Origin of the sequence: Phytopseudomonas daroniae, assembly GCF_004327285.1 — a bacterium.
Lineage (GTDB): Bacteria > Pseudomonadota > Gammaproteobacteria > Pseudomonadales > Pseudomonadaceae > Aquipseudomonas > Aquipseudomonas daroniae.
The window spans coordinates 61,862-86,746 of the sequence record NZ_QJUI01000011.1 but is presented as its reverse complement, the minus strand read 5'-3'; the positions used below and the strand labels follow the sequence as shown (position 1 = coordinate 86,746).

The 24,885-nt window shown below is 64.2% G+C and carries 20 protein-coding genes; 9 read left to right on the top strand and 11 right to left on the bottom strand.

Annotated features, from left to right (window positions below):
- Positions 1-4: 4 nt before the first annotated feature.
- Genes DNK06_RS13915 through DNK06_RS13885 form a run of 7 tightly spaced genes read left to right on the top strand, consistent with a single transcriptional unit; the run spans position 5 to position 6,993 of the window.
- Entirely contained in the window at positions 5-1,876 is a 1,872-nt protein-coding gene (locus DNK06_RS13915) for an IucA/IucC family protein (RefSeq protein ID WP_131180593.1), read from the top strand.
- Positions 1,866-2,783, top strand: a complete 918-nt coding sequence (locus DNK06_RS13910; RefSeq protein ID WP_165493633.1) for an ABC transporter substrate-binding protein — start codon at positions 1,866-1,868, stop codon at positions 2,781-2,783. The genes DNK06_RS13915 and DNK06_RS13910 overlap by 11 nt, the downstream gene beginning before the upstream one ends.
- Positions 2,780-3,769 carry a FecCD family ABC transporter permease gene (locus DNK06_RS13905; RefSeq protein ID WP_131180591.1) on the top strand — a complete coding sequence of 330 codons (990 nt, stop codon included), beginning with the start codon at positions 2,780-2,782 and terminating at the stop codon, positions 3,767-3,769. Before DNK06_RS13910 ends, DNK06_RS13905 begins: the two co-directional genes overlap by 4 nt.
- A complete protein-coding gene (locus DNK06_RS13900; protein ID WP_131180590.1) occupies positions 3,762-4,793 on the top strand; it encodes a FecCD family ABC transporter permease in 1,032 nt (343 codons plus the stop codon). Before DNK06_RS13905 ends, DNK06_RS13900 begins: the two co-directional genes overlap by 8 nt.
- Before the next feature lie 12 nt (positions 4,794-4,805).
- Complete coding sequence (locus DNK06_RS13895; RefSeq protein ID WP_131180589.1) at positions 4,806-5,597, top strand: ABC transporter ATP-binding protein; 792 nt, start codon at positions 4,806-4,808, stop codon at positions 5,595-5,597.
- Complete coding sequence (locus tag DNK06_RS13890; RefSeq protein ID WP_131180588.1) at positions 5,594-6,376, top strand: IucA/IucC family C-terminal-domain containing protein; 783 nt, start codon at positions 5,594-5,596, stop codon at positions 6,374-6,376. The genes DNK06_RS13895 and DNK06_RS13890 overlap by 4 nt, the downstream gene beginning before the upstream one ends.
- The gene (locus DNK06_RS13885) at positions 6,373-6,993 is read left to right on the top strand and encodes an RraA family protein (RefSeq protein WP_131180587.1); all 621 of its coding nucleotides are present in this window, start codon (positions 6,373-6,375) and stop codon (positions 6,991-6,993) included. Before DNK06_RS13890 ends, DNK06_RS13885 begins: the two co-directional genes overlap by 4 nt.
- An 84-nt stretch (positions 6,994-7,077) precedes the next feature.
- On the opposite strand, the gene DNK06_RS13880 is transcribed toward DNK06_RS13885, so the two are convergent.
- Both DNK06_RS13880 and DNK06_RS13875 read right to left on the bottom strand, forming a co-directional pair.
- Positions 7,078-7,392 carry a hypothetical protein gene (locus DNK06_RS13880; RefSeq protein ID WP_317621892.1) on the bottom strand — a complete coding sequence of 105 codons (315 nt, stop codon included), beginning with the start codon at positions 7,390-7,392 and terminating at the stop codon, positions 7,078-7,080.
- Complete coding sequence (locus DNK06_RS13875; protein WP_131180586.1) at positions 7,382-8,173, bottom strand: MlaA family lipoprotein; 792 nt, start codon at positions 8,171-8,173, stop codon at positions 7,382-7,384. Before DNK06_RS13875 ends, DNK06_RS13880 begins: the two co-directional genes overlap by 11 nt.
- 167 nt (positions 8,174-8,340) lie before the next feature.
- On the opposite strand from DNK06_RS13875, the gene DNK06_RS13870 reads away from it, so the two are divergent.
- Positions 8,341-9,054 carry a response regulator gene (locus DNK06_RS13870; RefSeq protein WP_131180585.1) on the top strand — a complete coding sequence of 238 codons (714 nt, stop codon included), beginning with the start codon at positions 8,341-8,343 and terminating at the stop codon, positions 9,052-9,054.
- Positions 9,051-10,397 carry an ATP-binding protein gene (locus DNK06_RS13865; RefSeq protein ID WP_131180584.1) on the top strand — a complete coding sequence of 449 codons (1,347 nt, stop codon included), beginning with the start codon at positions 9,051-9,053 and terminating at the stop codon, positions 10,395-10,397. The genes DNK06_RS13870 and DNK06_RS13865 overlap by 4 nt, the downstream gene beginning before the upstream one ends.
- A gap of 49 nt (positions 10,398-10,446) precedes the next feature.
- Here DNK06_RS13865 and DNK06_RS13860 read toward each other — a convergent pair whose 3' ends face one another.
- From DNK06_RS13860 to DNK06_RS13820, 9 genes are all read right to left on the bottom strand, one after another.
- Entirely contained in the window at positions 10,447-11,169 is a 723-nt protein-coding gene (locus DNK06_RS13860) for a Crp/Fnr family transcriptional regulator (RefSeq protein WP_131180583.1), read from the bottom strand.
- A gap of 68 nt (positions 11,170-11,237) precedes the next feature.
- Positions 11,238-11,459 carry a hypothetical protein gene (locus DNK06_RS13855; RefSeq protein ID WP_131180582.1) on the bottom strand — a complete coding sequence of 74 codons (222 nt, stop codon included), beginning with the start codon at positions 11,457-11,459 and terminating at the stop codon, positions 11,238-11,240.
- A gap of 36 nt (positions 11,460-11,495) precedes the next feature.
- Positions 11,496-11,711 carry a CsbD family protein gene (locus tag DNK06_RS13850; protein WP_131180581.1) on the bottom strand — a complete coding sequence of 72 codons (216 nt, stop codon included), beginning with the start codon at positions 11,709-11,711 and terminating at the stop codon, positions 11,496-11,498.
- A 5-nt stretch (positions 11,712-11,716) separates the two neighbouring features.
- The gene (locus tag DNK06_RS13845) at positions 11,717-20,356 is read right to left on the bottom strand and encodes a glycoside hydrolase family 94 protein (protein WP_131180580.1); all 8,640 of its coding nucleotides are present in this window, start codon (positions 20,354-20,356) and stop codon (positions 11,717-11,719) included.
- Positions 20,357-20,679: 323 nt separating this feature from the next.
- A complete protein-coding gene (locus DNK06_RS13840; protein ID WP_131180579.1) occupies positions 20,680-22,179 on the bottom strand; it encodes a CoA-acylating methylmalonate-semialdehyde dehydrogenase in 1,500 nt (499 codons plus the stop codon).
- A gap of 54 nt (positions 22,180-22,233) precedes the next feature.
- A complete protein-coding gene (locus DNK06_RS13835; RefSeq protein ID WP_131180578.1) occupies positions 22,234-22,596 on the bottom strand; it encodes a RidA family protein in 363 nt (120 codons plus the stop codon).
- Entirely contained in the window at positions 22,593-23,360 is a 768-nt protein-coding gene (locus DNK06_RS13830; RefSeq protein WP_131180577.1) for an amino acid ABC transporter ATP-binding protein, read from the bottom strand. The genes DNK06_RS13835 and DNK06_RS13830 overlap by 4 nt, the downstream gene beginning before the upstream one ends.
- Before the next feature lie 14 nt (positions 23,361-23,374).
- The gene (locus DNK06_RS13825; protein WP_131180576.1) at positions 23,375-24,016 is read right to left on the bottom strand and encodes an amino acid ABC transporter permease; all 642 of its coding nucleotides are present in this window, start codon (positions 24,014-24,016) and stop codon (positions 23,375-23,377) included.
- Positions 24,017-24,070: 54 nt separating this feature from the next.
- On the bottom strand, positions 24,071-24,880 hold the full coding sequence (locus DNK06_RS13820; protein ID WP_131180575.1) for a substrate-binding periplasmic protein: 810 nt from the start codon (positions 24,878-24,880) through the stop codon (positions 24,071-24,073).
- Positions 24,881-24,885: the final 5 nt, after the last annotated feature.

Below are 24,885 nucleotides of genomic sequence, written 5' to 3'. Positions count from 1 at the left end.
TCTCATGACAAACACCCACCATTCGATTGCCGCTGACCTGGTGATGCAGGATCTGCTCGACTGCCTGCTGGCCGAAGACTTCTTCGGCACTCTCGACGCCAACCTGATCGAACCTGCCGCCTGGCACGCAGCTCACCCCCAGGCGCCGTTCGCCGACCTGGAGGTGCCGCACAAGGTCTGGCACTGGCACTACGACGCCGCCGAACAGCGCGGTCTGGCGGTCGCCCTGCGGGCCGGCATCACCCAGGCCTGGGAGAAAGTGCCGGGTACCCCGGTGCTGGATGTGCAGGGCGACAGCACCCGGGTGCTAAGCCCCGATTCGTTCATGACCCTGGCCCTGAAGGGCGTGAAAGTCGATGCGCTCGACAACGACAAGGGCATCGAGCTGTTCATGGACGTGCTGCGTACCAGCGTCCGGCAGACCGCGTTGTCCCTCGACCACAAGGTCGCTACCAGCGGTCTGCTGGAGAAGGACGGCGCCGCCTTCTTCCTGGCCATGGAGCAATGGGCCTCGCTGCGCGACCGTCCGTTCCACCCCCTGGCCAAGGCCAAGCAGGGCCTGGACGACGCTCAGTACCGTCAGTACCAGGCGGAGTTCGACCAGTCCCTGGCGCTCAACTGGGTGGCGGTGGCCAAGGCCAGCCTGACCTTCGGCGCTGGCATCGACGGGCTGGACGGCTGCCAGCCGGCCCAGTACATCCTCAGCGCCGACCAGCGCGCCAGCCTCGACGCCGAGTTGCGCGCGCTCGGCATCGCCGACAGCCACGTCGCCCTGCCTGTGCACCCCTGGCAACTGCAGCGGGTGCTGCCCGCGCAGCTCGGTGCGGCTTTCGAGCGCGGCGAGTGCCGCCGCCTTGATTTCCAGGACGGCAGCTTCAACCCCACTTCATCCCTGCGTTCGCTGGCCTGTGCGGCGGCGCCGGCGGATCACATCAAGTTGCCGATGGCGGTGTATTCCCTGGGCGCCTCCCGTTACCTGCCGGCGGTGAAGATGATCAACGGCGGGCTGAGCGAAGCCTTGCTGCGCCAGGGTCGCGAGCGCGACCCGGTGCTGCGCGAGGCCCTGCATATCTGCGACGAAAGCAAATGGTGGGGCTACATGCCGGACGGCGGCACGCTGTTCGACGAGGCGCCCCGGCACCTCTCGGCCATGGTACGTGGCTATCCGCCGAAGTTGTTCGAAGATGCCGCCACGCGCCTGCTGCCCATGGCTGCGCTGGGCACCCCGCTGCCCGATAGCGAGCGGCATTTCTTCGACGACTGCATGAGCCAGCGCGGCCTGCCAGCCGGTTCGTCCTCGGTGCTGCAGCTGTTCAGTGAACTGTGCGAGCTGTTCTTCGACGTCAACCTGCGCATGTTCCGCCTCGGCATGCTGGGTGAGGTGCATGGCCAGAACGCGGTGCTGGTGTACGAAGCGGGCAAGGCCAGGGGCCTGCTGCTGCGTGACCATGACTCGCTGCGCCTGTACGTGCCCTGGCTGGAGCGCAACGGTATGCTCGATCCGCAATACCGGATCAAGAAGGGCCATGCCCAGACGCTCTACCACGAGCGCCCGGAGGATCTGCTGTTCTGGCTGCAAACGCTGGGCATCCAGGTCAACCTGCGTGGCATCATCGACACCCTGGAACGGGTCTATGCAGTGCCCTCGGCCCAGGCCTGGCGGGTACTGCGTGACTCGCTGAGCGAGTGTATCGCTACCTTGCCGTTCGATGAGTCCGCCCGTGCGTTGCTGCGTCGCGAGTTGTTCGAGTCCGAGACCTGGCCGCAGAAACTCCTGCTGCGCCCGATGATCGAACGAGCCGGTGGGCCTGGCAGTATGCCGTTCGGCAAGGGGCTGGTCGTCAATCCATTCAATAGGATCGAGTTTGAAACCTGAAAAGACCGGGTCGTTGTCCAGGCGCACATTGATGCGCCTGTCCCTGGGAGCTCTCGCTGCAGGTGCAATCCCACTGGCCAAGGCCGGATCTGCACCGCAGCGCGTCATCACCTTGTTTCAGGGCGCCACCGATACCGCGGTGGCGCTCGGCATTCGGCCAACTGGCGTGGTCGATTCGTGGAGCGAGAAGCCCATGTATCGCTACCTGCGCCCAGCCCTGGCGGGTGTGCCCCATGTCGGCCTGGAAACCCAGCCGAGCCTAGAGGACATCGCCTTGCTCGCACCGGATCTGATCGTCGCCTCGCGCTTTCGCCATGAGCGGATCAAGGGGCTGCTCGAACAGCTGTGCCCGGTGGTGATGCTGGACGAGGTTTTCGAATTCCAGAAGACCCTGAGCGTGATGGGCGTTGCCACCGCGCGCAGGGTCGAGGCGGACGCTTTGCAGGCGAGCTGGAACGCACGCATCGCCGCGCTCAGGGAACGCCTGCAAGCGCATTTCGGCGAACGCTGGCCGCTCAGCGTGTCGGTGCTGGATATCCGTGAGGATCACCTGCGCAGCTACCTGCCCGACAGTTTCGCCGGCAGCGTGCTCGGCCAACTGGGTTTCGTATGGAACGAGCAGGGCCGTAGTGCCCAGGGCGTGTCCATCAAGATCAGCGGCCGGGAAAGCCTGCCAGTGGTGGATGCCGACATATTCTTCGTCTTCGGGCGCGCCGACAGCGCGGGCGTACAGCGCCATTACCAGAGCCTGACCGCGCACCCGATGTGGCAGCGCATGGCGGCGCCACAGGCGGGGCGGGTCTGGTGGGTCGACGGGGTGGCCTGGATATTCTCCGGAGGCATCCTCGGCGCCAACCGCATGCTCGACGATATCGAGCGGACGATTCTGCGGGACGCCCAGTCATGAGGCCGGTAAGCAAACTGGGCATCGCACTGCTGGTGCTGCTGGGCTGCTGTGCGCTGAGCCTGTCCATCGGTGCCAGCTGGATCGCGCCGCGTACGGTGCTCACCGCGCTGCTGCATGCCGATCCGCTGAACGTCGAGCAACTGCTGGTCAGCACCACACGGCTGTCGCGCACCCTGGTCGCGGCGGTGGTGGGGGCCAGCCTGGCGGTGGCCGGCGCGCTGATGCAGGCCATGACCCGCAACCCGCTGGCCTCGCCAGGGCTGTTCGGTATCAACGCCGGCGCGACCTTTTCGCTGATTCTCTGCCTGTCGCTGTTTTCCATCAGTTCGCCCGAGCAGTGGCTGTGGAGTGCTTTCATCGGTGCTGCGCTGGCCGGTGCGCTGGTCTGGCTGGTGGGCAATACCGGACAGGGCGCGCTCAACCCCTTGCGCATGGTACTCGCCGGCGCGGCGATCACCGCCTTGTTCACGGCGTTCAGCCAGGCGCTGCTGGTGATCGATCAGCAAGGACTGGATACGGTGCTGTTCTGGTTGGCCGGTTCCCTCAGCGAGCGCAGCCTGGCGACCGCCCAGCCGTTGCTGATCTGCGCCCTGGTGGCCTTGCTGGTCGCCTGTCTGCTCGGCGCCCAGGTCAACGTCCTCAACGCCGGTGTGCAGATCGCCATCGGGCTGGGCCAGCGCACCGGGCTGATTCGCCTGCAACTGGGCGTGCTGGTGGTGATGCTGGCCGGAAGCGCGGTGGCCCTGGCGGGCAGCATCGGTTTCATCGGCCTGATCGTGCCGCACGTGGTACGCCGCCTGGTCGGCATCGATCACCGGGTGATGTTGCCCGGCTGTGCGCTGCTCGGTGCCACGCTACTGCTGGTGGCGGATATGCTGGCCCGGGTGGTGATTCTCCCGCAGGAAGTCCCGGTGGGGGTGATGACGGCGCTGTTCGGCGCGCCATTCTTCATTGCACTAGCCAGGCGCGGAGGTCGTCATGCTTAACCCCGTCGTGCTGCGCTGGCGCGGCTTCTCCCGTCGTATCGAGCGCAAGGGCTCGTTGCGTCTGCTGCTGGCCGTGCTATTCAGCGCAGCGGTGATGCTGCTGAGCCTGTGTCTGGGCAAGGTCGTGCTGTCGCCGCAGAGCGTACTGCAGGTTTTGGCAGGCGAGGGCGGTGCAGCCTTGTCGTTTATCGTCGAGCAGCTGCGCCTGCCCCGGTTGCTGCTGGGCGCACTGATCGGCGGTGCTCTGGCGGTTTCCGGGCTGATTCTCCAGGCCATCGTGCGCAATCCGCTGGCCTCGCCGGATCTGCTCGGGCTGTCCAGCGGCGCCAGTGCGGCAGCGGTGTTGTACCTGTCCAGCTTCGCCGCCGCATGGGGCATGGGCGGCTTGCCCCTGGCGGCGATGCTGGGGGCGGGGGCCGCTGCGCTGGCGGTTTATGCGCTGGCCTGGAAGCAGGGCACCTCACCGTTGCGGCTGGTGCTGATCGGTGTCGGTGTGTCGGCGATGCTGGCTGCCGCCACCACCTTCATGCTGGTATTCAGCCCACTGACCACCACGCTGTCGGCCTACGTCTGGCTGACCGGCAGCGTATACGGCGCCGGCTGGCCCGAAGTGCGTGCCCTGGCTGGATGGCTGGTCTGCCTGTTGCCGATCCTGATGCTGCTGTCGCGGCATGTGGTGGTTCAGCAGCTGGATGAAGGTCTGGCCCGCGGCATCGGCGTGCGCGTGCAGTGGCTGCGCGCCGCGTTGCTGGCCGTCAGCGTGGCCCTGGCGGGTTCCGCCATCGCCTGGGGCGGCGCCATGGCCTTCGTGGGGTTGATCGCACCGCATATCGCCCGGCAACTGATTCCCATCGGCTTCGCCGCCCAGGCCTGCATGGCCGCGCTGGTCGGCGCCAACCTGGTGATGCTCGCGGATCTGGCCGGGCGCACCCTGTTCCTGCCGCTGGATCTGCCCGCCGGCATCTTCGTCGCCGTGTTCGGCACACCCTATTTTCTGTACCTGCTGATCAAGCAGCGGCAGTGAGGAACCCTCGACATGACATCGATCGCGAGCCGCAACCTGACGCTGGCTTATCAACGACAAACCATCATCGAGTCCCTGGATCTGCAGTTGCCGCGCGGAAAAGTGTCGGTACTGATCGGCAGCAACGGCTGCGGCAAGAGCACCCTGCTCAAGTCCTTCGCGCGGCTGCTCAAGCCCCAGGCGGGAACGGTCATCCTCAATGGCACCGACATTCAGCGCAAGGCGACCGCCGCCGTGGCCCGGGAGTTGGCGATCCTGCCGCAGATGCCGGTGCCGCCCGAGGGCATCAGCGTGCGCCAGCTGGTCGCTCTGGGGCGCTATCCGTACCAGAGCTGGATGCAGCAATGGTCCGCCGAAGACGAGGCCGTGGTGGCCCGTGCCCTGAGCCGCACCGGCCTGGATGATCTGGCCGAGCGCCCGGTGGACGCCTTGTCCGGCGGCCAGCGGCAACGCGCCTGGATCGCCATGACCCTGGCCCAGCAAACGCCCTTGTTGTTGCTCGACGAGCCGACCACCTTCCTCGATCTGGCCCATCAGATCGAAGTGCTGGATCTGCTGCGCGAGCTCAACCGCCAGGAGGGCAAGACTATCGTCATGGTGCTGCACGACCTCAACCTGGCCTGTCGCTACGCCGATCACATGGTCGCCGTGCACCAGCGAACGGCCTATGCCCAGGGCCGCCCGGAAGAGATTCTCACCGAAGCCCTGGTCAAGACCGTGTTCGATCTGGATTGTCGCATCATCCCCGATCCGTTCTTCCATACGCCCTTGTGCATCCCCTTCGGCCGGGATATCCCGCGATGAGCCACCTGCACCCATTCACCGAGCCCGAATGGGCCATGCTTTCGGGGCCGTTGCGGCTGAGAAGCGAAGCCGAGCGGGATCTGCCGCGCAGCCTGGCGGCAACCGAATTGCTGGACGAAAGCGTCTGCGTCGCGCTGCTGGACGAGCTTGGGCCCATCATCATCTCGCCGTCGAGGCGCATCACCGCGTCCCTGCTGGGCAAGCGCCTGTCGTTCCTGTTCACTGGCGCCTGCCTGTATGCGATGTCGGCCTACGACAAAGGGCTACAGCTGTCCCTGGACAATACGCTCATCGAGTACGGTCACGACGCGGGCGTGTGGGTCTCGTCATTGCCGCTGTACAGCCTCGCCATCACCCGGCCTGAACCGGGCAGAAGAGCGGACTGGCGTCAGGCCGTCGCCACGCAGCTGTTCGCCGGCCTATTGCAGCCCTTGTGGGGCACCTTCTACGGCGTCACTGGCGTGTCACGGCGCATCCTCTGGGAAAACACGGCGGTGCGGGTGTACTCGTTGTATGAGCGTCGCCTGGCAAAACTCGAGTGCGCCGAAACCCGTCAGCGCTGTGCCGAGGATTTCAGGTGGCTGACCGAGCAGGCGCCTGGCAGCGTGTTCGGCCTCGACTACAACCCGCTCAAACATTTCAACCGGCCGGTGACGCTGGTCGACGACGGTGCTCGCGCCGTGCGCTTTCGCAGAACCTGCTGTTTCTACTACCAGGCCAGCGACCCGGTGGAGTATTGCTCGACCTGCCCATTGATCCGACCGAGGGCCGCACGATGACGTTCGCAGCACCAACCGAAACCATCCCGGCAGCGCTGATCGACGCCTACCGAGGCATCGCCGCGTCGACCATCGGCCACCTCCTGCGCGAAGGCCATATTCGTGGCCTGTCGCCGCTGGTGGGTGATGTGCACATCGTTGGCCGTGTCACCACGGCGCAAATCCATGCACCGGACGGCAGCGTCCTGCGCGACGCCCTGATCGCCAGCCATCCCGGCGACGTGCTGGTGGTCGCCAACCGAGGCGAGCAGGGCTGTGCCTGTTGGGGCGAGCTGCGCACCCTGGCCGCAAAAATCAAAGGTCTGGCCGGTGTGGTGATCGATGGCCCTGTCACCGACATACGAGCACTGAGGGCACTCGGCCTGCCGATCTTCTGCGACGGCGTCAGCGCCTACACCACGCGCTCGATCGGTGAGCACGGCGCCGTGAACGTGTCGGTGACCCTCCGTGGCGTCAGCGTGCAGCCCGGCAACCTGTTGATAGCCGATGACGATGGTATCTACGTGCTGGAGGCGCAGCAGGCCAGTCAGTTGCTGCCACGGCTGCAGAACAAAGAAGCCGCCGATGCTTCGCGACGTGCCGAACTGCAGGCGCGGCTGCTCGCCGAACGCCTATAGCGGGCTCAGTCGTAGGATGGGTGAAACCCATCAATTGCCGATGGGTTGCACCTGCGCGCCCCGATCCACCCTACGAACGGCCGCTTACGCTCTACTTTGCTGCCATTGAACGTGGATTCGTGTCGAAAAATCGTGAACAGGCTCTTTAGGGCCTTGGTCGACCGACTTGGACATGTTCCCCTGGCTGATCACCCAGCGAATCAGGCTTACCAGTGGCACCTTGTGATCGTGGGTGGCGCCCCAGATGGATCTGTCCTCGCAATACAGCTCGGTATAGCGGCTCAGTACGAGGTGGCGCCCGTCATCGGCCAGGCGCAATTCGAGTTCGCGGCAATGCAGCGATGCCAGATCGGGCGTTCTTATCCGCCGATGCAGAACCAGCACGCCTTCATTGCTCATCGTTCGCTCCGCTCTCACAACCCTCGGGAAGATCCATCTCCGCACCGAGCTTTCCTTCGCTGACGAAGTGCGCCCGTTGCTCGGCCACGGCATCACGAAGTGCCGCGTAGTAGTCAGGCTCCTTTCTCAGTTCGTCGGTCAGCGGCAAGGCCTCTGCGCGGCCATCGACGATACCGCCCACCGTACTCACGGTGCTCAAGGTCTCCACCGTATCGCTGTTGCTGCCCAACGGTGATACCGCGAAGCTCAGCACCTTGCCTGTCGCGTCTCTCAGGTTGGCGGTGCCCAATAGCGGCAGCTCGATGATCGGGCCGTCGGCGATATTCCATACGCCGAAGGTCTGGCCGAAATCGGCCTTGTGCCGTTCCATGCCCAGCCGCCCCGATACATCGACCAGGCCGACGATGCCCACGGTGGTATTGAGCGCGAAGCGACCCACCGTCGTCGCCGAGCGCCTGGCGTTGCCCTGCAGCACATCGTTGATGAACACCTTGGGCTCGCCGAAGTTGGCGACGAAGTTGTGCACGCCGCTCTGCATGAAGCCCGGCAGGTGTCGATAGCCCCGCGCAACCGGCGACAGCAGGTAGTCGTCGACCGTTTTGTTGAACGCGAAGATGCCCCGATTGACGGGCTCGACAGGATCATGGGGCGTATAGACCGTGGCCAGGCAGGTTTCCGCCGTAATGCTTGGCGGTGAACTCGCACAGCCACTGGCAAGTGCTACGACGACGGCAAGCGAAAGGCTGCGAGCAAGGGGCGGAGCGATCGTGATGGTCGGCATGCGTGAAACCTCGATAGGGACTGCCCGCATGCTGCCTACGGCTTTTTTCCCGAGGATTTCTCTCGTGTTGCAAAGCGGCAGCTTTATTGCCGAATTGAAATATATGACGCGCCTCAGCCAATGGTTTTAGATAGCCGTTCCAGAACCTACCGTGCAGCGTGTTTTCCGTGATCCATTTATTGCTTGTGGACGATGACCTCGAAGTTCTCGCCCTCCTGAAGAAATTCCTCGAGCAACACGGCTATTGCGTCGATGTGGCAACCGACGGCCACAGCCTGTGGCAGGCGATGGAGCGGCAATTGCCGGATCTGGTGATTCTCGACGTCATGCTGCCCGGCGAGAGTGGCCTGGTGCTGTGCCAGCGACTGCGCAGCGAGCACGCGGTGGCGGTGATCATGCTCACCGCCATGGGCGAGCTCAGTGATCGCGTGGTGGGCCTGGAGCTCGGTGCGGATGACTACCTGACCAAGCCCTTCGATGCCCGCGAGCTGCTGGCCCGGGTGCGTGCGGTGCTGCGCCGCACAGGGGAGGTCAAGAGCGTGTTGAACGACAAACCGCGACCAACCCTGGAGTTCGCCGGCTGGCAGCTGGATGTCACGCGCCGTGAGTTGCGCTCGCCGGAAAAGGTGATGATTCCGCTCTCCGGCGGCGAATTCGAACTGCTTCTGGTGTTCGCCGAACATCCGCGCCGAGTGTTGACCCGCCAGCAGTTGCTCGACATGACGCGGGGTGAAGCCCACGACGCCTTCGATCGCAGCATCGACGTTCAGGTCAGTCGCCTGCGCCGCAAGCTGGAGAGCGATCTCAGTGGTTCACCGGTGATTCGCACCGTGCGCAACAGCGGTTATCTGTTCACCCCCAACGTGCTGGTGAAGCGATGAGGCTGCTAGAGAGGCTTCATCGCCCCCGCGATACGGTGGCGCGCTGGATTGCACTGACCACGATGGCGGCGATGTTGACGGCGCTGGCACTCACCTGGCTGCTCAGCCAACTGGCTGGTGTCTGGGCCCGGCCGCCGCTGCAGGAAACCGGCTTGCTGGAAAGCCTGGGCAGCATCAGCCGCATCATCGACGCAGCGCCGCGCGAGCAACGGCCGGCCATCGCCAGATCCGCGAGTGACGATATCTACACCACCACCTGGCTACAGAAATACGAAGATGCGGGACTGCCAGGGACGGACGACGACGTGGACTTTCGCACCGGCGAAGACTTTCTGCGCAGTCAGTTGCGCAACCCAGATGCCAGGATCGAAGGCTACGAGCCTGCCGACTGGCCAGCGAATGATCCCGATGCGAGTTACGCCCTGCTGGTCGAATTGCGCGACGGCTCCTGGGTGAAGTTCTCCGCGCTAACACGCAACTGGGGCCTCAACGAGCTGCCGCGCAACCTCATCGTCATCGCCCTGGTGTTGCTCTCGACCATCATCGTCGCCCTGGTCGCCACCCGGCATCTGGCCAGCCCGCTGGAGCGTTTCGCGAGAGGCGCGCGGCGCTTTGGCACGGACTTCCGTGCGCCATCGATTGTCGTGGAAGGGCCGCAGGAAATTCGCCAGGCGATCATCGCGTTCAATGCCATGCAGGCGCAACTGCAGCACTTCATCAATGACCGTACGCAGATGCTCGCGGCCATCTCCCATGACCTTCGTGCGCCGCTGACCCGTATGCGCCTGCGTGGCGAATTCATCGAAGACGTCGACCAGCAAGCCAAGTTGTTCAGGGACGTGGATGAGATGCAGGCGATGGTGAACAGCGCCCTGGAGTTCTTTCGTGATGACGCCAGGCTCGAACCGGCGACCGCTTTCGACCTGGCCGAGCTGTTGCATACCGTGGTCGATGATTACAAGGACGCAGGTGTCGAGGTTCTCCTGAGCGGGCCGGGCCGAGTGGTTTACGTGGGCCGGCCCATCGGCATCAAGAGGATGCTGACCAACCTGCTGGATAACGCCATCAAATATGGCCAGGAACCCGCCATCCGACTGAAGAAGGGCGGGGACAAGCTCGATATCCGTGTGCTGGATCGCGGGCCCGGCATCGCCATCGAATTTCATGAGGCCGTGTTCAAACCCTTCTTTCGAATCGAGGGTTCCCGCAACAAGCATACGGGCGGCGTTGGTCTGGGTTTGTCGGCGGCCCGTGCAACGGTGCTCGAGCATGGCGGTACCATGACGCTTCGCAATCGACGCAATGGGGGCCTGGCGGTCAGCATCGTTCTGCCTTTCGCCTAAGACGATTACGCTAGCTACCTCATCACCTTCAGCTTTGCCGCCGAGCGCCTCAGTGGCGCATCGGCATGTAGGACAGCAGACGGTCGGTTTCCTTTTTCACCACGGCATAACACTCGCAGCTCATTTGTTCGAGGCGCTTGCGGTTGAGCACGGTGATATGTCCACGGCTGTATTCGATCACGCCCTGGCGTTGCAGCTTGCCGGCGGCCTCGGTAACACCCTCGCGGCGCACGCCGAGCATGTTGGCGATCAGTTCCTGGGTCATGGTCAGCTGGTTGCCGGGCAGGCGATCCAGTGACAGCAACAACCAGCGGCACAGCTGCTGGTCGATCGAGTGGTGGCGGTTGCATACGGCGGTCTGCGACATCTGGGTGATCAGTGCCTGGGTGTAGCGCAGCATCAGCACCAACAGTTCGCCATGACGATTGAATTCATCCTTGAGGCGCTGCCCCTGCAGGCGGTAGGCGTAGCCACTGCTTTGCACCACGGCACGGCTTGGCGTGCTTTCGCCCCCCATGAACAGGGAAATGCCCACCAGCCCTTCGTTGCCGACTACGGAGATTTCCGCAGAGGCGCCGCTTTCCGTGACATTGAGCAGGGAGATGATGGAATCGGTCGGGAAGTACACATGGCGTACGGATTCGCCGGACTCATAGAGAACCTGACCGAGTGGTAGAGGGACATGTTCCAGGTGCGAGAAGAGCCTCTGCTGGACTTCGCCAGGCAGAGCAGCCAACAAGTGGTTCTGCTGCGGCATGCAGTCTTCGAGCATGAAATTCCTTCGCTATTTATTCCTGTTGACCCCTCACTATACGCCTGGAAAACACGCTGCTCCGTTGCTTAGCGAATATAGTTCGTCGAGTGTTCCGCTTCGCCGTGCAGTACGTTGTCGACGCTGATCAGATCCTGGCCAGCGGCGAACAGCCGCTCATAGCATTCGAGGTGGTTCAATGAAGCATAAACGTGGGTGACGGTTGCCGAATCGGCAGGCCTGGCGTTGCGCCGAGTCACCCGGATGATGTTGCCCGAACTGTGTGAAACGACGAAGTAGGCGTCGAGCATGGGGCAGCCTCCAGAGGCGTTGGGATGGTTTGCCTGTCAGGTCGTGCGGTGCCGCTCGAAGAAGCTCACGATCTGCTTGTGCGCTTGATCGTGAGTCATGTCGTAGCGTTTTTGTACCAGGTGGGTGAGCTTGTCCAGGTCGCCGTCGGACTTGAGCAGCTCGTCCAGGGTGAGCTCGTCCCAGACAATCTGGGCCAGGCCCGCCAATAGCCGCCATTTACCCTTGATGATCTCGGTCAGTGGTCTGTCCATGACATCTACCCTCGTATTGGTTGCGGCTTAGGAGCTACTCTGGCCGGTTTTGCCATGTCCGTCGGTGTGCCAGGCTCCGGATGAGGCCACTGGATCTCGACCTGATGCTCCTGGCCGTCGTCGAGCAGGGTGATGCTGTCTCCTAGCACTGCGATACCGTCCAGATGGAGGCTCGAATCGCCTGTATCCGTGCAGCACAGGGCGATGCGGTAGAGCGTCGCGCCAAAGCGGTAGTGCAGGGTGAACCCAGGCCAGTGCGCCGGCAGCACCGGCTGTATGCGCAACTGCGTACCGCTGCGCTGCACACCGAGCAGCGACTCGACGATCAGCCGATACATCCAGCCGGCCGAACCGGTGTACCAGCTCCAGCCTCCGCGTCCTTCATGGGGCGGCATGCCATAGACATCGGCGGCCATCACATAGGGCTCGACCTTGTAGGTGGCGATGGCTTCTGCACTGTTGCCGTGATTGACCGGGTTGATCAGGCGCAGCAGTTCCCAGGCTCGTGCACTGTCGCCCAGTTCGGCGAAGGCCATGCTCGCCCACACCGCCGCATGAGTGTACTGGCCGCCATTCTCGCGCACGCCGGGCACGTAGCCCTTGATATAGCCCGGGTCGAGCACGCCGCGATCGAAGGGCGGTGCAAGCAGTTGCACCAGGCCGATGTCGCGGCGCAGCAAATGCTGTTCCAGCGAGTCCATGGCGGTACGCCGGCGGTTATCGGGTGCCGCGCCGGACAGTACCGACCAGCTCTGGGCGATGGAGTCGATGCGGCATTCGTCATTGCTGGCCGAGCCCAATGGCGTGCCATCGTCGAAATAGGCGCGGCGATACCAGGCGCCATCCCAGGCGTGGGCGTCCAGGCTGAGGTTCAGGGCATCGGCCTGTTCGTTGCAACGCCTGGCGAATTCGGCGTCGCCGTTGAGCAGGGCGATGGTGGAGAAACGGCGCAGCACGTCGTAACCGAAGAAACCGAGCCAGACGCTTTCGCCCTTGCCCCGTTCGCCGACGCGGTTCATGCCGTCGTTCCAGTCACCGTGGCCCATCAGCGGCAGGCCGTGAATGCCGCGCGCCAGGCTGTGCTCGATGGCCCGTACGCAGTGCTGGTAGAGGGTTTCCTGCAGGTGAGAGTGGTTCGGCAGGTCGTAATAGGACTCCTCGCCGCTATTGAGCATGCGGCCTTCCAGATAGCCCACGGTTTCCGCGAGCACACTGTGATCCCCGCTGACCTGCACGTAGCGGCTGGTCGCCAGAACCAGCCACAGGTAATCGTCGGAGCAGCCGGTACGCACGCCACGATCCAGCGGCGGGTGCCACCAGTGCTGCACGTCGCCTTCTATGAACTGATGGGCGGCGCACAGCAGCAGGTGCTGGCGTACCGCTGCCGGGTCGGCATGCAGCATGGCCATGCTGTCCTGCAATTGATCGCGAAAGCCGAAGGCGCCACCGGATTGGTAATAGCCGCTGCGGGCCCAGAAGCGGCAGGCGATCACCTGGTACATCAGCCAGCCATTGACCAGTACATCCACGGCGGGCTCCGGGGTTTCGATCTGCACGCTGCTCAGGGTCTTGTGCCAATGGTTGCGCACATGCTCCAACTCGACCTTGGCGGTGCTGCTGCCGCGCATGCGCTGTACCAGGCGTGAGGCCGCATTGCTATCCCGTGCGGCGCCCAGGCGGAAGATCACGCTGCCGTTTTCGTCGGGCTCCAGTTGCAGATCGACCCGCAACGCCGCACAAGGATCGAGGCCTGGGCCGCTGCGCCCCGACAGGTGCGGCTGGGCCATGGCCGCTGGGGCGCTGAGGTTGCCGTTGCGCCCGATGAACTCACTGCGCCCAGCGGTACTGCTGGCAAGCGGTGCGTCGACATCGAAAAATGCCACCCGGCCAGGGAATTCGATGGAGTAGGCATTGCGCGCGAACAGCGCGCCGCTGTTCGGGTCGGCCTCGCTGACCACGTGCATGGACGATTTTTCCCGCAGATCACCCAGTACCCAGGCCACGTAGCCGGTCACCGACAGGCGCCGAGGCCGGTCGGAGGTGTTGTGGATCTTCAGGTGCGAGAACTTGACCGGATCCTGTAGCGATACGTAGACCCACAGTTCGCTGCGAATGCCATCTTCCTCGTGTTCGAAGACGCTGTAGCCGAAACCGTGGCGGGTCACGTAGCCGCCCTTGCCAGCGCGGGGCAGTGGCGTTGGCGACCAGTAGTGGCCGCTGTCTTCATCGCGCAGGTAAATGGCTTCTTCGCCGGGATCGCTGACCGGGTCGTTGCGCCAGGGCGTAAGGCGGAACTCATGGGCATTTTCATGCCAGGTGTAGGCGCTGCCGCTTTCCGAGATCACGCTGCCGAAGTTCGGATTGGCCAGTACGTTGACCCAGGGCGCCGGCGTAGGCTGGCCTGCATGGAGGTGGATGACGTATTCCTTGCCATCGGCGCTGAAGCCACCATGGGGATTGCTCAGGATCAACGACGAATCGGCTAGCGGAACGACTACAGCCGGCGCCGGCCTGGGCAGCAGCCTGGAGTCGAAGGCGGGCAGGGCGGGTTCTGCCCGGCGCCGGTGAATCTGTTCGGCGAGGCTGCCGCGCTCGTCGCTGAGCACCAGATGAGCCACAGCCAACATCAACACGCGATCCTCGCTGGAGAGTTGTTGGGCGGGGCGTACGAAAATACCGCCAGGCCTGTCCAGCAGGTGGGCCTCGCTGCCGGAGGTGACCAGTTCCATGATGACATCCTGCAGATCCTGTCGGTAACCGGCCTGGTCTTCGTTCCAGATCACCAGATCCACGCTCAGGCCCTTGTGTCGCCAGTAGGCATGGGCTTGCACCAGTTGCCGCACCAGGTCGATATGGGCGACCGCGGAAATCTGCAGGAGCACGATGGGCAGGTCGCCGGAAATCGCCTGACCCCACAGGCCGCTCTGATTGCGCTGATTGGCCGTCAGTACGCCGGGTGCGGCGCGCAGCGAGGGGTTGGTATAGAGGATCGACGCGGCCATCTGTTCGAACAGACGGGCCTCTGCATGGGAGGTGTTGAGTTGGCGCAACAGCACCTGGCTGTGGGTCCAGGCCAGGTCGAAGACCCGGTCGGCCAGGTGTCGATCGCGGTACTTGTTGATCAGTTGCAGACAACCGTCACGGCTGTCACTGACTCCGGTCACCAGGTCGATGGTCGCGGTCTGGCCAGGTTCCAGGGTGATCCGACAGCGGATCGCCACGATGGGATCGAGCACTGCGCCGCAGGTACCGGAAAGCACCTCGCTGTCCATCGCCGCGGGATGCGTCAGATTGCGTCCGCGACCGATGAAGCGGGCACGGTCGGTTTCATAGGAAATCGCTGCGATGTCCACCTCGTGCGCTGCCAGCAGGTGGCACAGCCAGGGCACCTTTTCTTCGCTGGAGCGTGGTCGTCGGCTACACAGGATCGCCTGCAGCGGCGTCAGCAATTCGCTTTCTACGAACAGCTTGCTGAAGGCCGGGTGCAGGGCGTCGCTGCGTGCGGGGGCCAGCACCACTTCGGCGTAGCTGGTCAGCTCCAGGGTACGGCGCTGCGCACCACGGTTGCTGATGTGCAGGCGGCGCAGTTCGATATCGTCTTCCGGTGAGACAACGATCTCGGTGTGGGTGTCGAAGCCACGTTCGCGCACGCGGAACTCGGCACGGGCATCGGTGAAGATCGCCTCGAAACCTTCGGTCACGCGCAAGGTGGGCTGGTGCGCGGACGACCAGAAATCACCGCTGTCGACATCGCGCAGGTAGCAGAAGGTACCGGTGTTATCGCAGGTTATATCCTCCTGCCAGCGGGTGACCGCCATATCGTCGCGGCGGCTGTAACCACCGCCGGCATTGCTGATCATCACGTGATAACGGCCGTTGGAGAGCAGTTGCACGGCCGGGTGCCGGCGCCCCGGGTCGGTGTAGACCCGCAGCTTGTTCTCGTCGATCCGGGCGACCTTGCCCTCCAGCGAGGCATTGGCGGTGTGCAGGTACTGCGCCGCGCTTTTCGGCACACGCTCCTGGAGCAGCAGAGCCGTGGCCTGGAATTGCGGGTCGGCTTCGAAGCGGCGCTGCATGGGGCGGTCGAGTAGTACATAAGCCAGTGCCAGCAGGCTCATGCCCTGGTGGTGGGCCATGAAGGACTGGATCAGCGCAGCGCTCTGTCCCGGTGGCAGGCGGGCGCTGGTGAAATCGATGGCTTCGTACAGGCCGTAACGTCCGGCCATGCCCATGCCGGCCAGACGCTGGAGGTTCTTGCAGGCGGCTTCCGGTGCCACCATCAGGGCCAGCACCGAGGCATAGGGCGCCATCACCACGTCTTCGCCAAGCCCGCGTTTGAGACCCAGGCCGGGAACACCGAAGGCTCGGTATTGATAGTTCAGTTGCGCATCCAGGGTGTTGTAACCGGACTCGGATACACCCCAGGGCAGACCCAGTTGCTGGCCGTATTCGATCTGCCGCGCCACTGCTGCGCGGCAGGTCTGGTCGAGCAGGGTGCCTGCATAGCTGGGCATGACCAGCATCGGCATCAGGTACTCGAACATGGAGCCGGTCCAGGACAGCAGCACGGGAACGCCACCATTGCTGGTCAGCAACCGGCCTAGGGTGAACCAGCCTTCCTGGGGCAGTTGCCCCTGGGCAATGACCACGAAATTGGTTAGCCGTGCTTCCGATGCCAGCAGGTCATAGTAAGCGCTGTCCAGGCGCTGCTCATCGGCGTTGTAACCGATAGCCAGCAGCTCCTGTTGCGGGTCGTAGAGGAAGGTGAAATCCATGTCCGCCAGCGCGGCGGCCAGATCTGCCAGGCGCAGTGTGGTAGTGATGCGTTCGGCAGCGTGGCTGATGACCGCGCGAGCCTGGGCCTGCTCGGCGGCTGGCCATTGATCGGCGTCGAGCTGCGCCAGTTCTCGCCAACTGGACGATGCCAGGGGGTTGCCGGGCAGGGTCAGACAGGCCAGTTCGCTGTGCAGATCCTGGCAGTGGGCGAGCAGGGCCTGGCGCCAGTAGTCCGTTTCGGGAACCGCTGACAGAGCGGTTTCCAGACCCTGGGCGAGAACGATCAGACGCTGCAGGACAGCACTGATCTCCGTCAGGCTCTCGGGTTCAAGGGTGTGTGCCGCCGCCAGTTCGCTAAATGCTTCATCGAGCAGGTGCCCGTCCAGTTCGCTGGCCAGCAGTGCGTCGTGCAGCACGCCGAGGCTGTCGGCCAGGCCGCTGAGCCAGTTCGGGCCGATCAACGCCGCATCCGGCAGCTCGTACAGGCCGGGGCGCAGGGTCAGCAGCAGGCCGGCCAGGTTGCCGCTGTCGACGGTGGAGACGTAGTGCGGCGAGAGCGGTTTCAGCGTCTGGGTGTCGTACCAGTTGTAGAAGTGGCGGCGATGGCGCTCAAGCCGCGACATGCTGGTCAGGGCATTATCCAGGCGCGTGAGCAGGCGACCACCACTGAGGTAGGCGAAGTCGTAAGCGGCCAAGTGCGACAGCAACGCCATGCCCATGTTGGTCGGCGAGGTTCGGTGGGCGGTTACCGCTGTTGGCTGCTCCTGGATGTTGTCCGGCGGCAGCCAGTTATCCGCCGGGCCCAGGTGATCGTCGAAGAAGGCCCAGGTCTTGCGCGCCAGGCGACGCAGAAACTGCTGCTCTTCGAGCGAGGGGGCGAAGGCCACATAGGTTGCAGGCCTGCTCAGCCAGCAGGCGATGGCAGGTGCCAGCAACCAGGCCAGCAGAAAGGGCGCGGCGATTGCCAGCACCACGGGTTGGCCGAACAGCAGCACGGCCACGGCGACCGCCAGCAGCGGCGCCACCCACATCAGCCGGTACAGGCTTGGCAGGTCGTTGCGGCTGCTGCGTTCCACTTCTCGCGAGGGATTCCATTGCAACAGGCGGCGCTGGCTGACGGTCATGCGCCACAGCGTGCGGGCTATCGCGTCCAGGCTGCTGAATGCCTCGAAGGGTAGCCACACCAGGGTCAGCAGCGCACGACTGAAGTTCTGCGCTGCACCGCGAAAAGTGACCTTCAGGTGCTGGCCGAGGGTGATGTCGTGGCCTTTTTGCAGCAGTTCCAGCAAGGTGCTGAGCAGCGGCTGGGCGATGATCAGCAGGAATACGCCCAGGCTCCACAACAGCGGTTGGGTGCTGGCGAACCATCCCCACAGCAACATGCAGAGAAAGGTGGCCGGTTCCAGGCTGCGGCGCAGGTTGTCGACGATCTTCCAGCAGGCCAGATTCGTCAGGCGGTTATGCTCCAGGCCGCCACCGGGTTTCGGTGTCCAGGGCATCAGCCAGGGCAGCAACTGCCAGTCACCGCGGATCCAGCGATGACGGCGCTTGGCATCGGCGCTGTAGCGCGCCGGGTGTTCTTCATAGAGCTGTACATCGCTGATCAGCCCGGAACGGGCGTAGCAGCCCTCGATCAGGTCATGGCTGAGAATGCGGTTGTCGGGAAAACAGCCCTGCAGGGCCTGCTCGAAGGCATCCACGGCGTAGACACCCTTGCCGATGAAGGAACCGTTGCCGAACATATCCTGGTACACGTCGGACACCGCGCGGGTGTATGGATCGACGCCGGCGTCACTGCCGAACAGCTGGGCGTAGGCGGAGCGGGCGATGCTCGGCAGGCTGATGCCCACGCGCGGTTGCAGGATCGCGTAGCCGCTGACGATGCGTCGTTGCAGCGGATCGAAGCGGGCCTGGTTGAGCGGATGGCAGATGGCGCCGATGAACTGCCGCGCCACATCGCGCGGCAGTTGGGTGTCGGTGTCCAGTGCGATGACATAGCTGATGCTCGGCAGCGCGGCGATATCGCCTACGATGAGGGAAAATCGTTCACGGCCATGGCCGCGCAGCAGTGCATTGAGCTCGGCGATCTTGCCGCGCTTGCGCTCATGCCCCATCCAGCACTGTTCGGTGGGGTTCCAGCGCCGCGGGCGATGCAACAGGAAGAACCGTGGCGCACCGGGTTCCAGGTACTTGAGGTTCAGCGCTTCGATCGCCTGGCTGGCCTGTTGCAACAGTGCCGCATCGGCGTCGAGTACCTCGCTCTGGGCATCCATGAAATCGGTGAGCAGGGCGAAGTGCAGGTTGGCATCACGGTTGGCGAGAAAGCGTACCTCGATACCGTCCACCAATTCCTCTACATCCTGGGCGCTACCGATCAGCGTCGGCACCACCACCAGCGTACGTGCCTGAGGCGGAATGCCCGCGCTGTAATCCAGGCGCGGAAGAATGTCCGGCGGCAGGCTGAGGGTCACCAGCCGGTTGACCAGGCCAATGGCCAGGTGACTGGTCATCAACAGCGTCGGCACGGCGAGCAGCAGCAACGACCAGGGGCTCCAGCCGTCAGCTCGCAGCATGGCGAAGAAGGGCCAGGCCAGCAGACCGCTGAGCACCACCACCGGAGCCATAAAGAAAACCAGCGGCGACTGGCGCAGCAGACGCCGGCAGCGCTCGGTTACGGCTGGCTGCACATCCAGTTGCCGCTCCAGCTCGGGCAACCCTGCGCCCAGCAGATAGAAGCCGACATGCTTCGTCAACGGATCTTCGGCCGACGCGGCATGGCACAGGCCGATGGCCGCGTGGGCGATGTCGATTTCCGAGTGCGGACAGGTGCGCGCCAGGCGCTCGACGGCGTGGCGGTAATGGTCGCGGGTGGCGAAATCCATGCTGGCGTAGACGGCAGCCGGGTCTTCAGCGAGTGCGTGCTCGACGCCACTCATGTGCTCGACGAACTCGCGCCAGTCGGTGGCCGAGAGCAGACGCAGGCTGTTGATGCTGTTGCTGATCGACACCTGATCCGTCGCTTGCAACTGGGCATCGAGATGCACCAGACGCTCGACGCTCTGGCCGGATTCGGCCAGAGCCTGTTCGACCCAGGTCATCGGCAGGATCAGCGCCGTGCTCTGACCCTGCAGGCGCCGCGCCAGTTCGGCAACGAAGGCGCTGGTCATGGGCGGTGCCGAGCGTGCCAGGTCGGCCACCAGCAGCACCACGCTCTTGGTGTCGCGCTCAGCGGTCGCGGTGAGGCGATCCGCCCAGTCATTGGCCAGGTTACGGTCGTTCCAGTTGGCCATCACCTTGGAGGCGACTCGACGCAGATTCTCGATCAGCGCCAGACGCAACATGATGGGAATGGCCCATAGTTCGCCCAGGGTCAACGGCATGACCGCCTGATAGGCCGCCACGAAACGGCCCAGGCTGTCACTGTCGACCCGGCCGTCACCGTGGGCGATGGTTTCCAGGGCGATATCGTAAACCCGCGGCAACGTGCGTGATGGCCCATCGGCCAGGCCGGGCAATTCGCGGCAGTAGCCTTTGGGCAGATGTTTCTGCGCCGTGCGTATCTGCTCTTCGACCAGGTAGAAATTGTCCAGCAGCCACTCCGCAGCTGGCGTCGCGCGCCGGTTGGAAAGTGCGGCCACGGTCATGGCCTGGCAACTACTGGCCAGTACGGCGGTGTTTTCGGCGAGCCGGTGGAGCAGGGCGTCGGAGGTGGTGTCGGGACTGAGGTGATGCTGCCGGGCCAGTTGGGCGCCGTGGGTGGCCATCTGTTCTGCGCTGAACAATTCCGCGCGCAGGGCCGGCTCGTACTCGAAGGTGCGCGGCGCGGGCCGCCACAACCGTTGGATTGCTCGAAGCCATTGCCTGTCCATGTTTTCCTTGGCGTGCAACGTGAAGCGCTGGCAACGTTGCCGTGATGCGTGTCACGCAAGTGCTGCGGGCATGACGAATGAGGAGGGTACAGTCCTACAGTGTGAAATCCTCCCGTTAGGGCGTCTGTCTGCTAGCGCACATAGCGGCGTCGCCAGCCGATCACGCTTGGCTTTAAAACCTCGCGTAGCCGTAGGGAGGAGGGCGTGGGAATTAGACCAGGATAGGGCTTGCGCCCCTAACGTTCGGCCGAGCCTCGCGATAGGGCGAGGAGCGTAGGCACGGCTGGCGAGGCCCGCCGTGCTCCACGTTCCAGATCCCGCAATCAGCCGTTGCTGGGAAAGGCGAACTGCGCCGCCTCATGGCTCTTGCGCTTGACCCAGCGCTGGGTAATCGATTTTCGCCGGGTGTAGAAGCGCACGCCGTCCGGGCCGTAGGCGTGCAGGTCGCCGAACAGAGAGCGCTTCCAGCCGCCGAAGCTGTGGTAGCTCACCGGTACCGGCAACGGTACGTTGACGCCGACCATGCCGACCTCGATCTCGTCGCAGAACAGCCGGGCCGCCTCGCCATCGCGGGTGAAGATGCAGGTGCCGTTGCCGTATTCGTGGGCGTTGATCAGGGCCATCGCCTCTTCCAGGCTGGCGACCCGCACGATGCACAGCACCGGGCCGAAGATTTCCTCCTGGTAGATGGTCATCCCGGGCGTGACGTGATCGAAGAGGGTGCCGCCGACGAAGAACCCAGCCTCGTTACCCCGCACCTTCAGGTCGCGGCCATCCAGCAACAGCCTGGCGCCCTGTTCGACGCCGCTGGCGATGTAGCCCACGACCTTGTCCCGCGCTGCCGCGCTGACCAGCGGGCCCATGTCCAGGCCGACGGAGGTGCCGGCGCCGATGTTCAGCCCGCGGATTTTCGGCAGCAGTTTGTCGACCAGGCTGTCGGCGACCTGGTCGCCCACAGCCACCACCACCGAGATCGCCATGCAGCGTTCGCCGCAGGAGCCGTAGGCGGCGCCCATCAGCGCGTTGACGGTGTTGTCCAGGTCGGCATCCGGCAGCACCACGGCATGGTTCTTCGCGCCGCCGAGCGCCTGCACGCGTTTGCCGCGCTTGGTGCCTTCGCGGTAGATGTACTCGGCGATGGGCGTCGAGCCGACGAAGCTCAACGCCTTGACTTGCGGGGCCTCGATCAGGGCATCCACAACCTGCTTGTCGCCCTGCACGACGTTCAGGACGCCCTTGGGCAGACCGGCCTCGTTGAGCAGTTCGGCGATGTACAGGGTAGAGCTGGGGGTACGCTCCGAGGGTTTGAGGATGAAGCAGTTGCCGCAGACGATCGCCAGTGGATACATCCACAGCGGAACCATGGCCGGGAAGTTGAACGGGGTGATGCCGGCGACCACGCCGAGCGGCTGGAAGTCGCTCCAGGCGTCGATGTTGGGGCCGACGTTACGGCTGTATTCGCCCTTGAGCAGTTCCGGCGCGGCGCAGGCGTATTCGACGTTCTCGATGCCGCGCTTGAGTTCGCCGGCGGCGTCTTCCAGGGTCTTGCCGTGTTCTTCGCTGATCAGGCGGGCGATGGCCGCTTCGTGCGTCTCCAGCAATTGCTTGAAGCGGAACATGATCTGGGCGCGTTTGGCCGGCGGCATGTTGCGCCAGGCGGGGTAGGCCGCGCTGGCCGCGTCGATGGCCTGGCGCAGCACATCGGTATCGGCCAGGCCGACCTGGGCGATGACCTGCCCGGTGGAGGGGTTGTAGACATCGGCGCTGCGCCCCGTACTCACCACGTGGCTGTCGTCGATCAGGTGGGGGATTCTTTTCGTCATGGTTGCTCCGCAAGGGCCGGGTACGTACCCGGCGTCAGATGATGGGCGAAGGCCTCAGGCCTTGACTGCCGCCTGAACCGCGATCTCGACGAGGATGTCCTCGCCGGCCATGTTGGCTTCGACGGTGGCGCGGCTGGGCAGCGACTGCTGCGGCGCCCAGCTGCGCCAGGCCCTGTTCATCTCCTCGAAGTCCTGCACGGCGTGCTTGAGCCACACCTGGGCGAAGAGCACATGGCTCTTGTCGGAACCGGCCTCGGCCAGCAAGGCGTCGATGCGCGCCAGGATCTGCTCGGTCTGGCCGTGGACATCCTGGCTGCAGTCATCGGCGACCTGGCCGGTCACGTAGACCACGCCGTTGTAGACGGAGGCATGGCTGAGTAGCCCGGAATAGGGCTGGATGCGTTTGATAGAGGTCATGCGGAAGTCTCTGCTGGAGTGAGGGGGATGGGCGGCGTGTGCCGGTGAACGCGACGCAGGAAGTCCTGGGTGCGTGGATGCTGTGGCGCCTCGAGTACCTGGGCCGCGGGCCCGCTCTCGGCGATGACCCCGTCGTAGAGGAAGCAGACCTTGTCCGCGACCTCGCGGGCGAAGCCCATTTCATGGGTGACCACGACCATGGTCATGCCCTCGTCGGCCAGCTCGCGCATGACGCCCAGCACGTCGCCGACCAGTTCCGGATCGAGCGCGGAGGTGGGTTCGTCGAACAGCAACGCCGCCGGCCGCATGGCCAGGGCGCGGGCGATGGCCACCCGTTGCTGCTGCCCGCCGGAAAGCTGCTGGGGCTTGCAGTCCCGCTTGCTGTGCAGGCCGACTTTTTCCAGCAGCGCCATGGCGTAGTCGATGGCGTGCTGCTTGCGTTCACGGCGAACGTGCACGGCGCCTTCGATGACGTTCTCCAGCACCGTGCGGTGGGGGAACAGGTTGAAGCGCTGGAACACCATGCCCACCTGGGTGCGCAACTCGTGGATGTCCTTGCTCCGCGCATCGACGCGCTTGTCGCCGATGAGGATGTCGCCGCCGTCGTAGGTTTCCAGGGCATTGATGCAACGCAGCAGGGTCGACTTGCCGGAGCCCGAGGGGCCGATGAGGCAGACCACTTCGCCGCTGGCCACTTCCAGGCTGATGCCCTTGAGCACCTCGAGGTTGCCGTAGTGCTTGCGCACGTTGGATAGCTTGATCATGGAAACTCCCTCCCTTATCGACGCAGGTGCCGTTCGAGCCAGCCGACCAGGAACAGCAGCGGCAGGCTCATGGCGAGGTAGAGCAGGGCGGTCAGGGTGTAAACCGTCAGATTCTGGAAGGTGGCGGAGGCGATCAGCTGTCCGGCATGGGTCATCTCCGCCACCGTGATGGTCGAGACCAGCGACGAATCCTTGAGGATCATCGTGAAGGTGTTGGCGTAGGGCGGCAGGCTGATGCGCAGGGCCTGCGGCAGCACGACCCGGCGCATGGTCATGCTGGACTTCATGCCGATGGCCTTGGCCGCCTCGACCTGGCCCTGGTCGACGGCCTGGATGCCGGCACGGAAGATTTCCGCCTGGTAGCCCGCATAGCCGATCCCGAGGCCGAGTACGCCGGCCTCGAAAGCCGTCAGGTCGATACCCAGCTCCGGCAGGACGAAGTACATGTAGAACAGCACGATCAGGATCGGCAAACCCCGGATGATGTTGATCATGGCGCCTGCCGGATAGGCAAGCGCCCGCTTGGGCGAGAGTTTCAGCAACGCCAGAACGAGGCCCAACCCGCTGCTCACGAGCAGGGCCAGCAGCGAAACCTTCACCGTCACCACCGAGGCCGCCAGCAGCAGCGGCAGGAACTGAAGAACGTTATCGATCATGACTAGGCGATCTCGTCACAGCTTGAAAGGAACCAGCGGTTCGAGAACCCGATGTCACTCGAGCGTCCACTTCTTCAACAGGGCGTCGAGGCGGCCATCCTGCTTCAGCGCGTCGAGGCCGTCATTGAGCTTCTTCAACAGCTCGCTATCGCCATCCTTGACGGAGAAGCCGATGCTGCCGGCCATCTGGGCGCGGTAGTCGGGTGCCATCTTCAGCTTGGCGTTGGGGTTTTTCTGCAACTGGAAGGCGAGGATCGGCGCATCCCACAGGCCGACATCGGCGCGGCCGAGGGCCACGTCGCGCATCAGATCCACCGACGAGCCGTACGTCTTGATGTCCTTGATGTCGCCACGTTTGCGCAGGATTTCGATGAAGGTCGTGCCGGTTTCGACGCCGACGACCTTGCCCTTCAGATCGTCGAGGCTGCGGTAGTCGGTGGCGTCGCCGGCCTGCTGCAGCAAGCCTTCGCCATAGGTGTAGATGGGCTGGGTGAAATCGACGACCTTCTCCCTTTCCTCGGTGATGTACATGGGGGCGGCGATGATCTGGATCTTGCCGGTGCCGATGGCCGGGATCAGCGAGTCGAAGCGACTGGGCACCAGCTCGTAGGTGAAATCCTGCTCGTCGGCCAGGGCCTGCATGAGATCCGGAACGAAGCCCTGGATTTCTTCCGAATCCAGGTCGAGGAAGGTGAAGGGCATGCCGGAGGTGGTCGTGCCGACCTTGTAGGTCTGGGCCTGGACAACGCCGGCGAAGGCCAGCGAGCCGGCCAGCAACAGCGAGGTGAGCGGGCGCAGGAGCCTGGTGAGACTCGCTGCGGTTCCGTTGAACCGGGACTTGCTGAGTGTGCACTGCATGGACATGGTCA

Bases quoted from the DNA above. Each gene is read 5' to 3' on its own strand.
- DNK06_RS13900 (WP_131180590.1), top strand. From the start codon at position 3,762: ATGCTTAACCCCGTCGTGCTGCGCTGGCGCGGCTTCTCCCGTCGTATC.
- DNK06_RS13825 (WP_131180576.1), bottom strand. From the start codon at position 24,016: ATGATCGATAACGTTCTTCAGTTCCTGCCGCTGCTGCTGGCGGCCTCG.
- DNK06_RS13905 (WP_131180591.1), top strand. From the start codon at position 2,780: ATGAGGCCGGTAAGCAAACTGGGCATCGCACTGCTGGTGCTGCTGGGC.
- DNK06_RS13890 (WP_131180588.1), top strand. From the start codon at position 5,594: ATGAGCCACCTGCACCCATTCACCGAGCCCGAATGGGCCATGCTTTCG.
- DNK06_RS13880 (WP_317621892.1), bottom strand. From the start codon at position 7,392: ATGAGCAATGAAGGCGTGCTGGTTCTGCATCGGCGGATAAGAACGCCC.
- DNK06_RS13820 (WP_131180575.1), bottom strand. From the start codon at position 24,880: ATGTCCATGCAGTGCACACTCAGCAAGTCCCGGTTCAACGGAACCGCA.
- DNK06_RS13830 (WP_131180577.1), bottom strand. From the start codon at position 23,360: ATGATCAAGCTATCCAACGTGCGCAAGCACTACGGCAACCTCGAGGTG.
- DNK06_RS13875 (WP_131180586.1), bottom strand. From the start codon at position 8,173: ATGCCGACCATCACGATCGCTCCGCCCCTTGCTCGCAGCCTTTCGCTT.
- DNK06_RS13860 (WP_131180583.1), bottom strand. From the start codon at position 11,169: ATGCTCGAAGACTGCATGCCGCAGCAGAACCACTTGTTGGCTGCTCTG.
- DNK06_RS13845 (WP_131180580.1), bottom strand. From the start codon at position 20,356: ATGGACAGGCAATGGCTTCGAGCAATCCAACGGTTGTGGCGGCCCGCG.
- DNK06_RS13915 (WP_131180593.1), top strand. From the start codon at position 5: ATGACAAACACCCACCATTCGATTGCCGCTGACCTGGTGATGCAGGAT.
- DNK06_RS13850 (WP_131180581.1), bottom strand. From the start codon at position 11,711: ATGGACAGACCACTGACCGAGATCATCAAGGGTAAATGGCGGCTATTG.
- DNK06_RS13885 (WP_131180587.1), top strand. From the start codon at position 6,373: ATGACGTTCGCAGCACCAACCGAAACCATCCCGGCAGCGCTGATCGAC.
- DNK06_RS13840 (WP_131180579.1), bottom strand. From the start codon at position 22,179: ATGACGAAAAGAATCCCCCACCTGATCGACGACAGCCACGTGGTGAGT.
- DNK06_RS13865 (WP_131180584.1), top strand. From the start codon at position 9,051: ATGAGGCTGCTAGAGAGGCTTCATCGCCCCCGCGATACGGTGGCGCGC.
- DNK06_RS13835 (WP_131180578.1), bottom strand. From the start codon at position 22,596: ATGACCTCTATCAAACGCATCCAGCCCTATTCCGGGCTACTCAGCCAT.
- DNK06_RS13855 (WP_131180582.1), bottom strand. From the start codon at position 11,459: ATGCTCGACGCCTACTTCGTCGTTTCACACAGTTCGGGCAACATCATC.
- DNK06_RS13895 (WP_131180589.1), top strand. From the start codon at position 4,806: ATGACATCGATCGCGAGCCGCAACCTGACGCTGGCTTATCAACGACAA.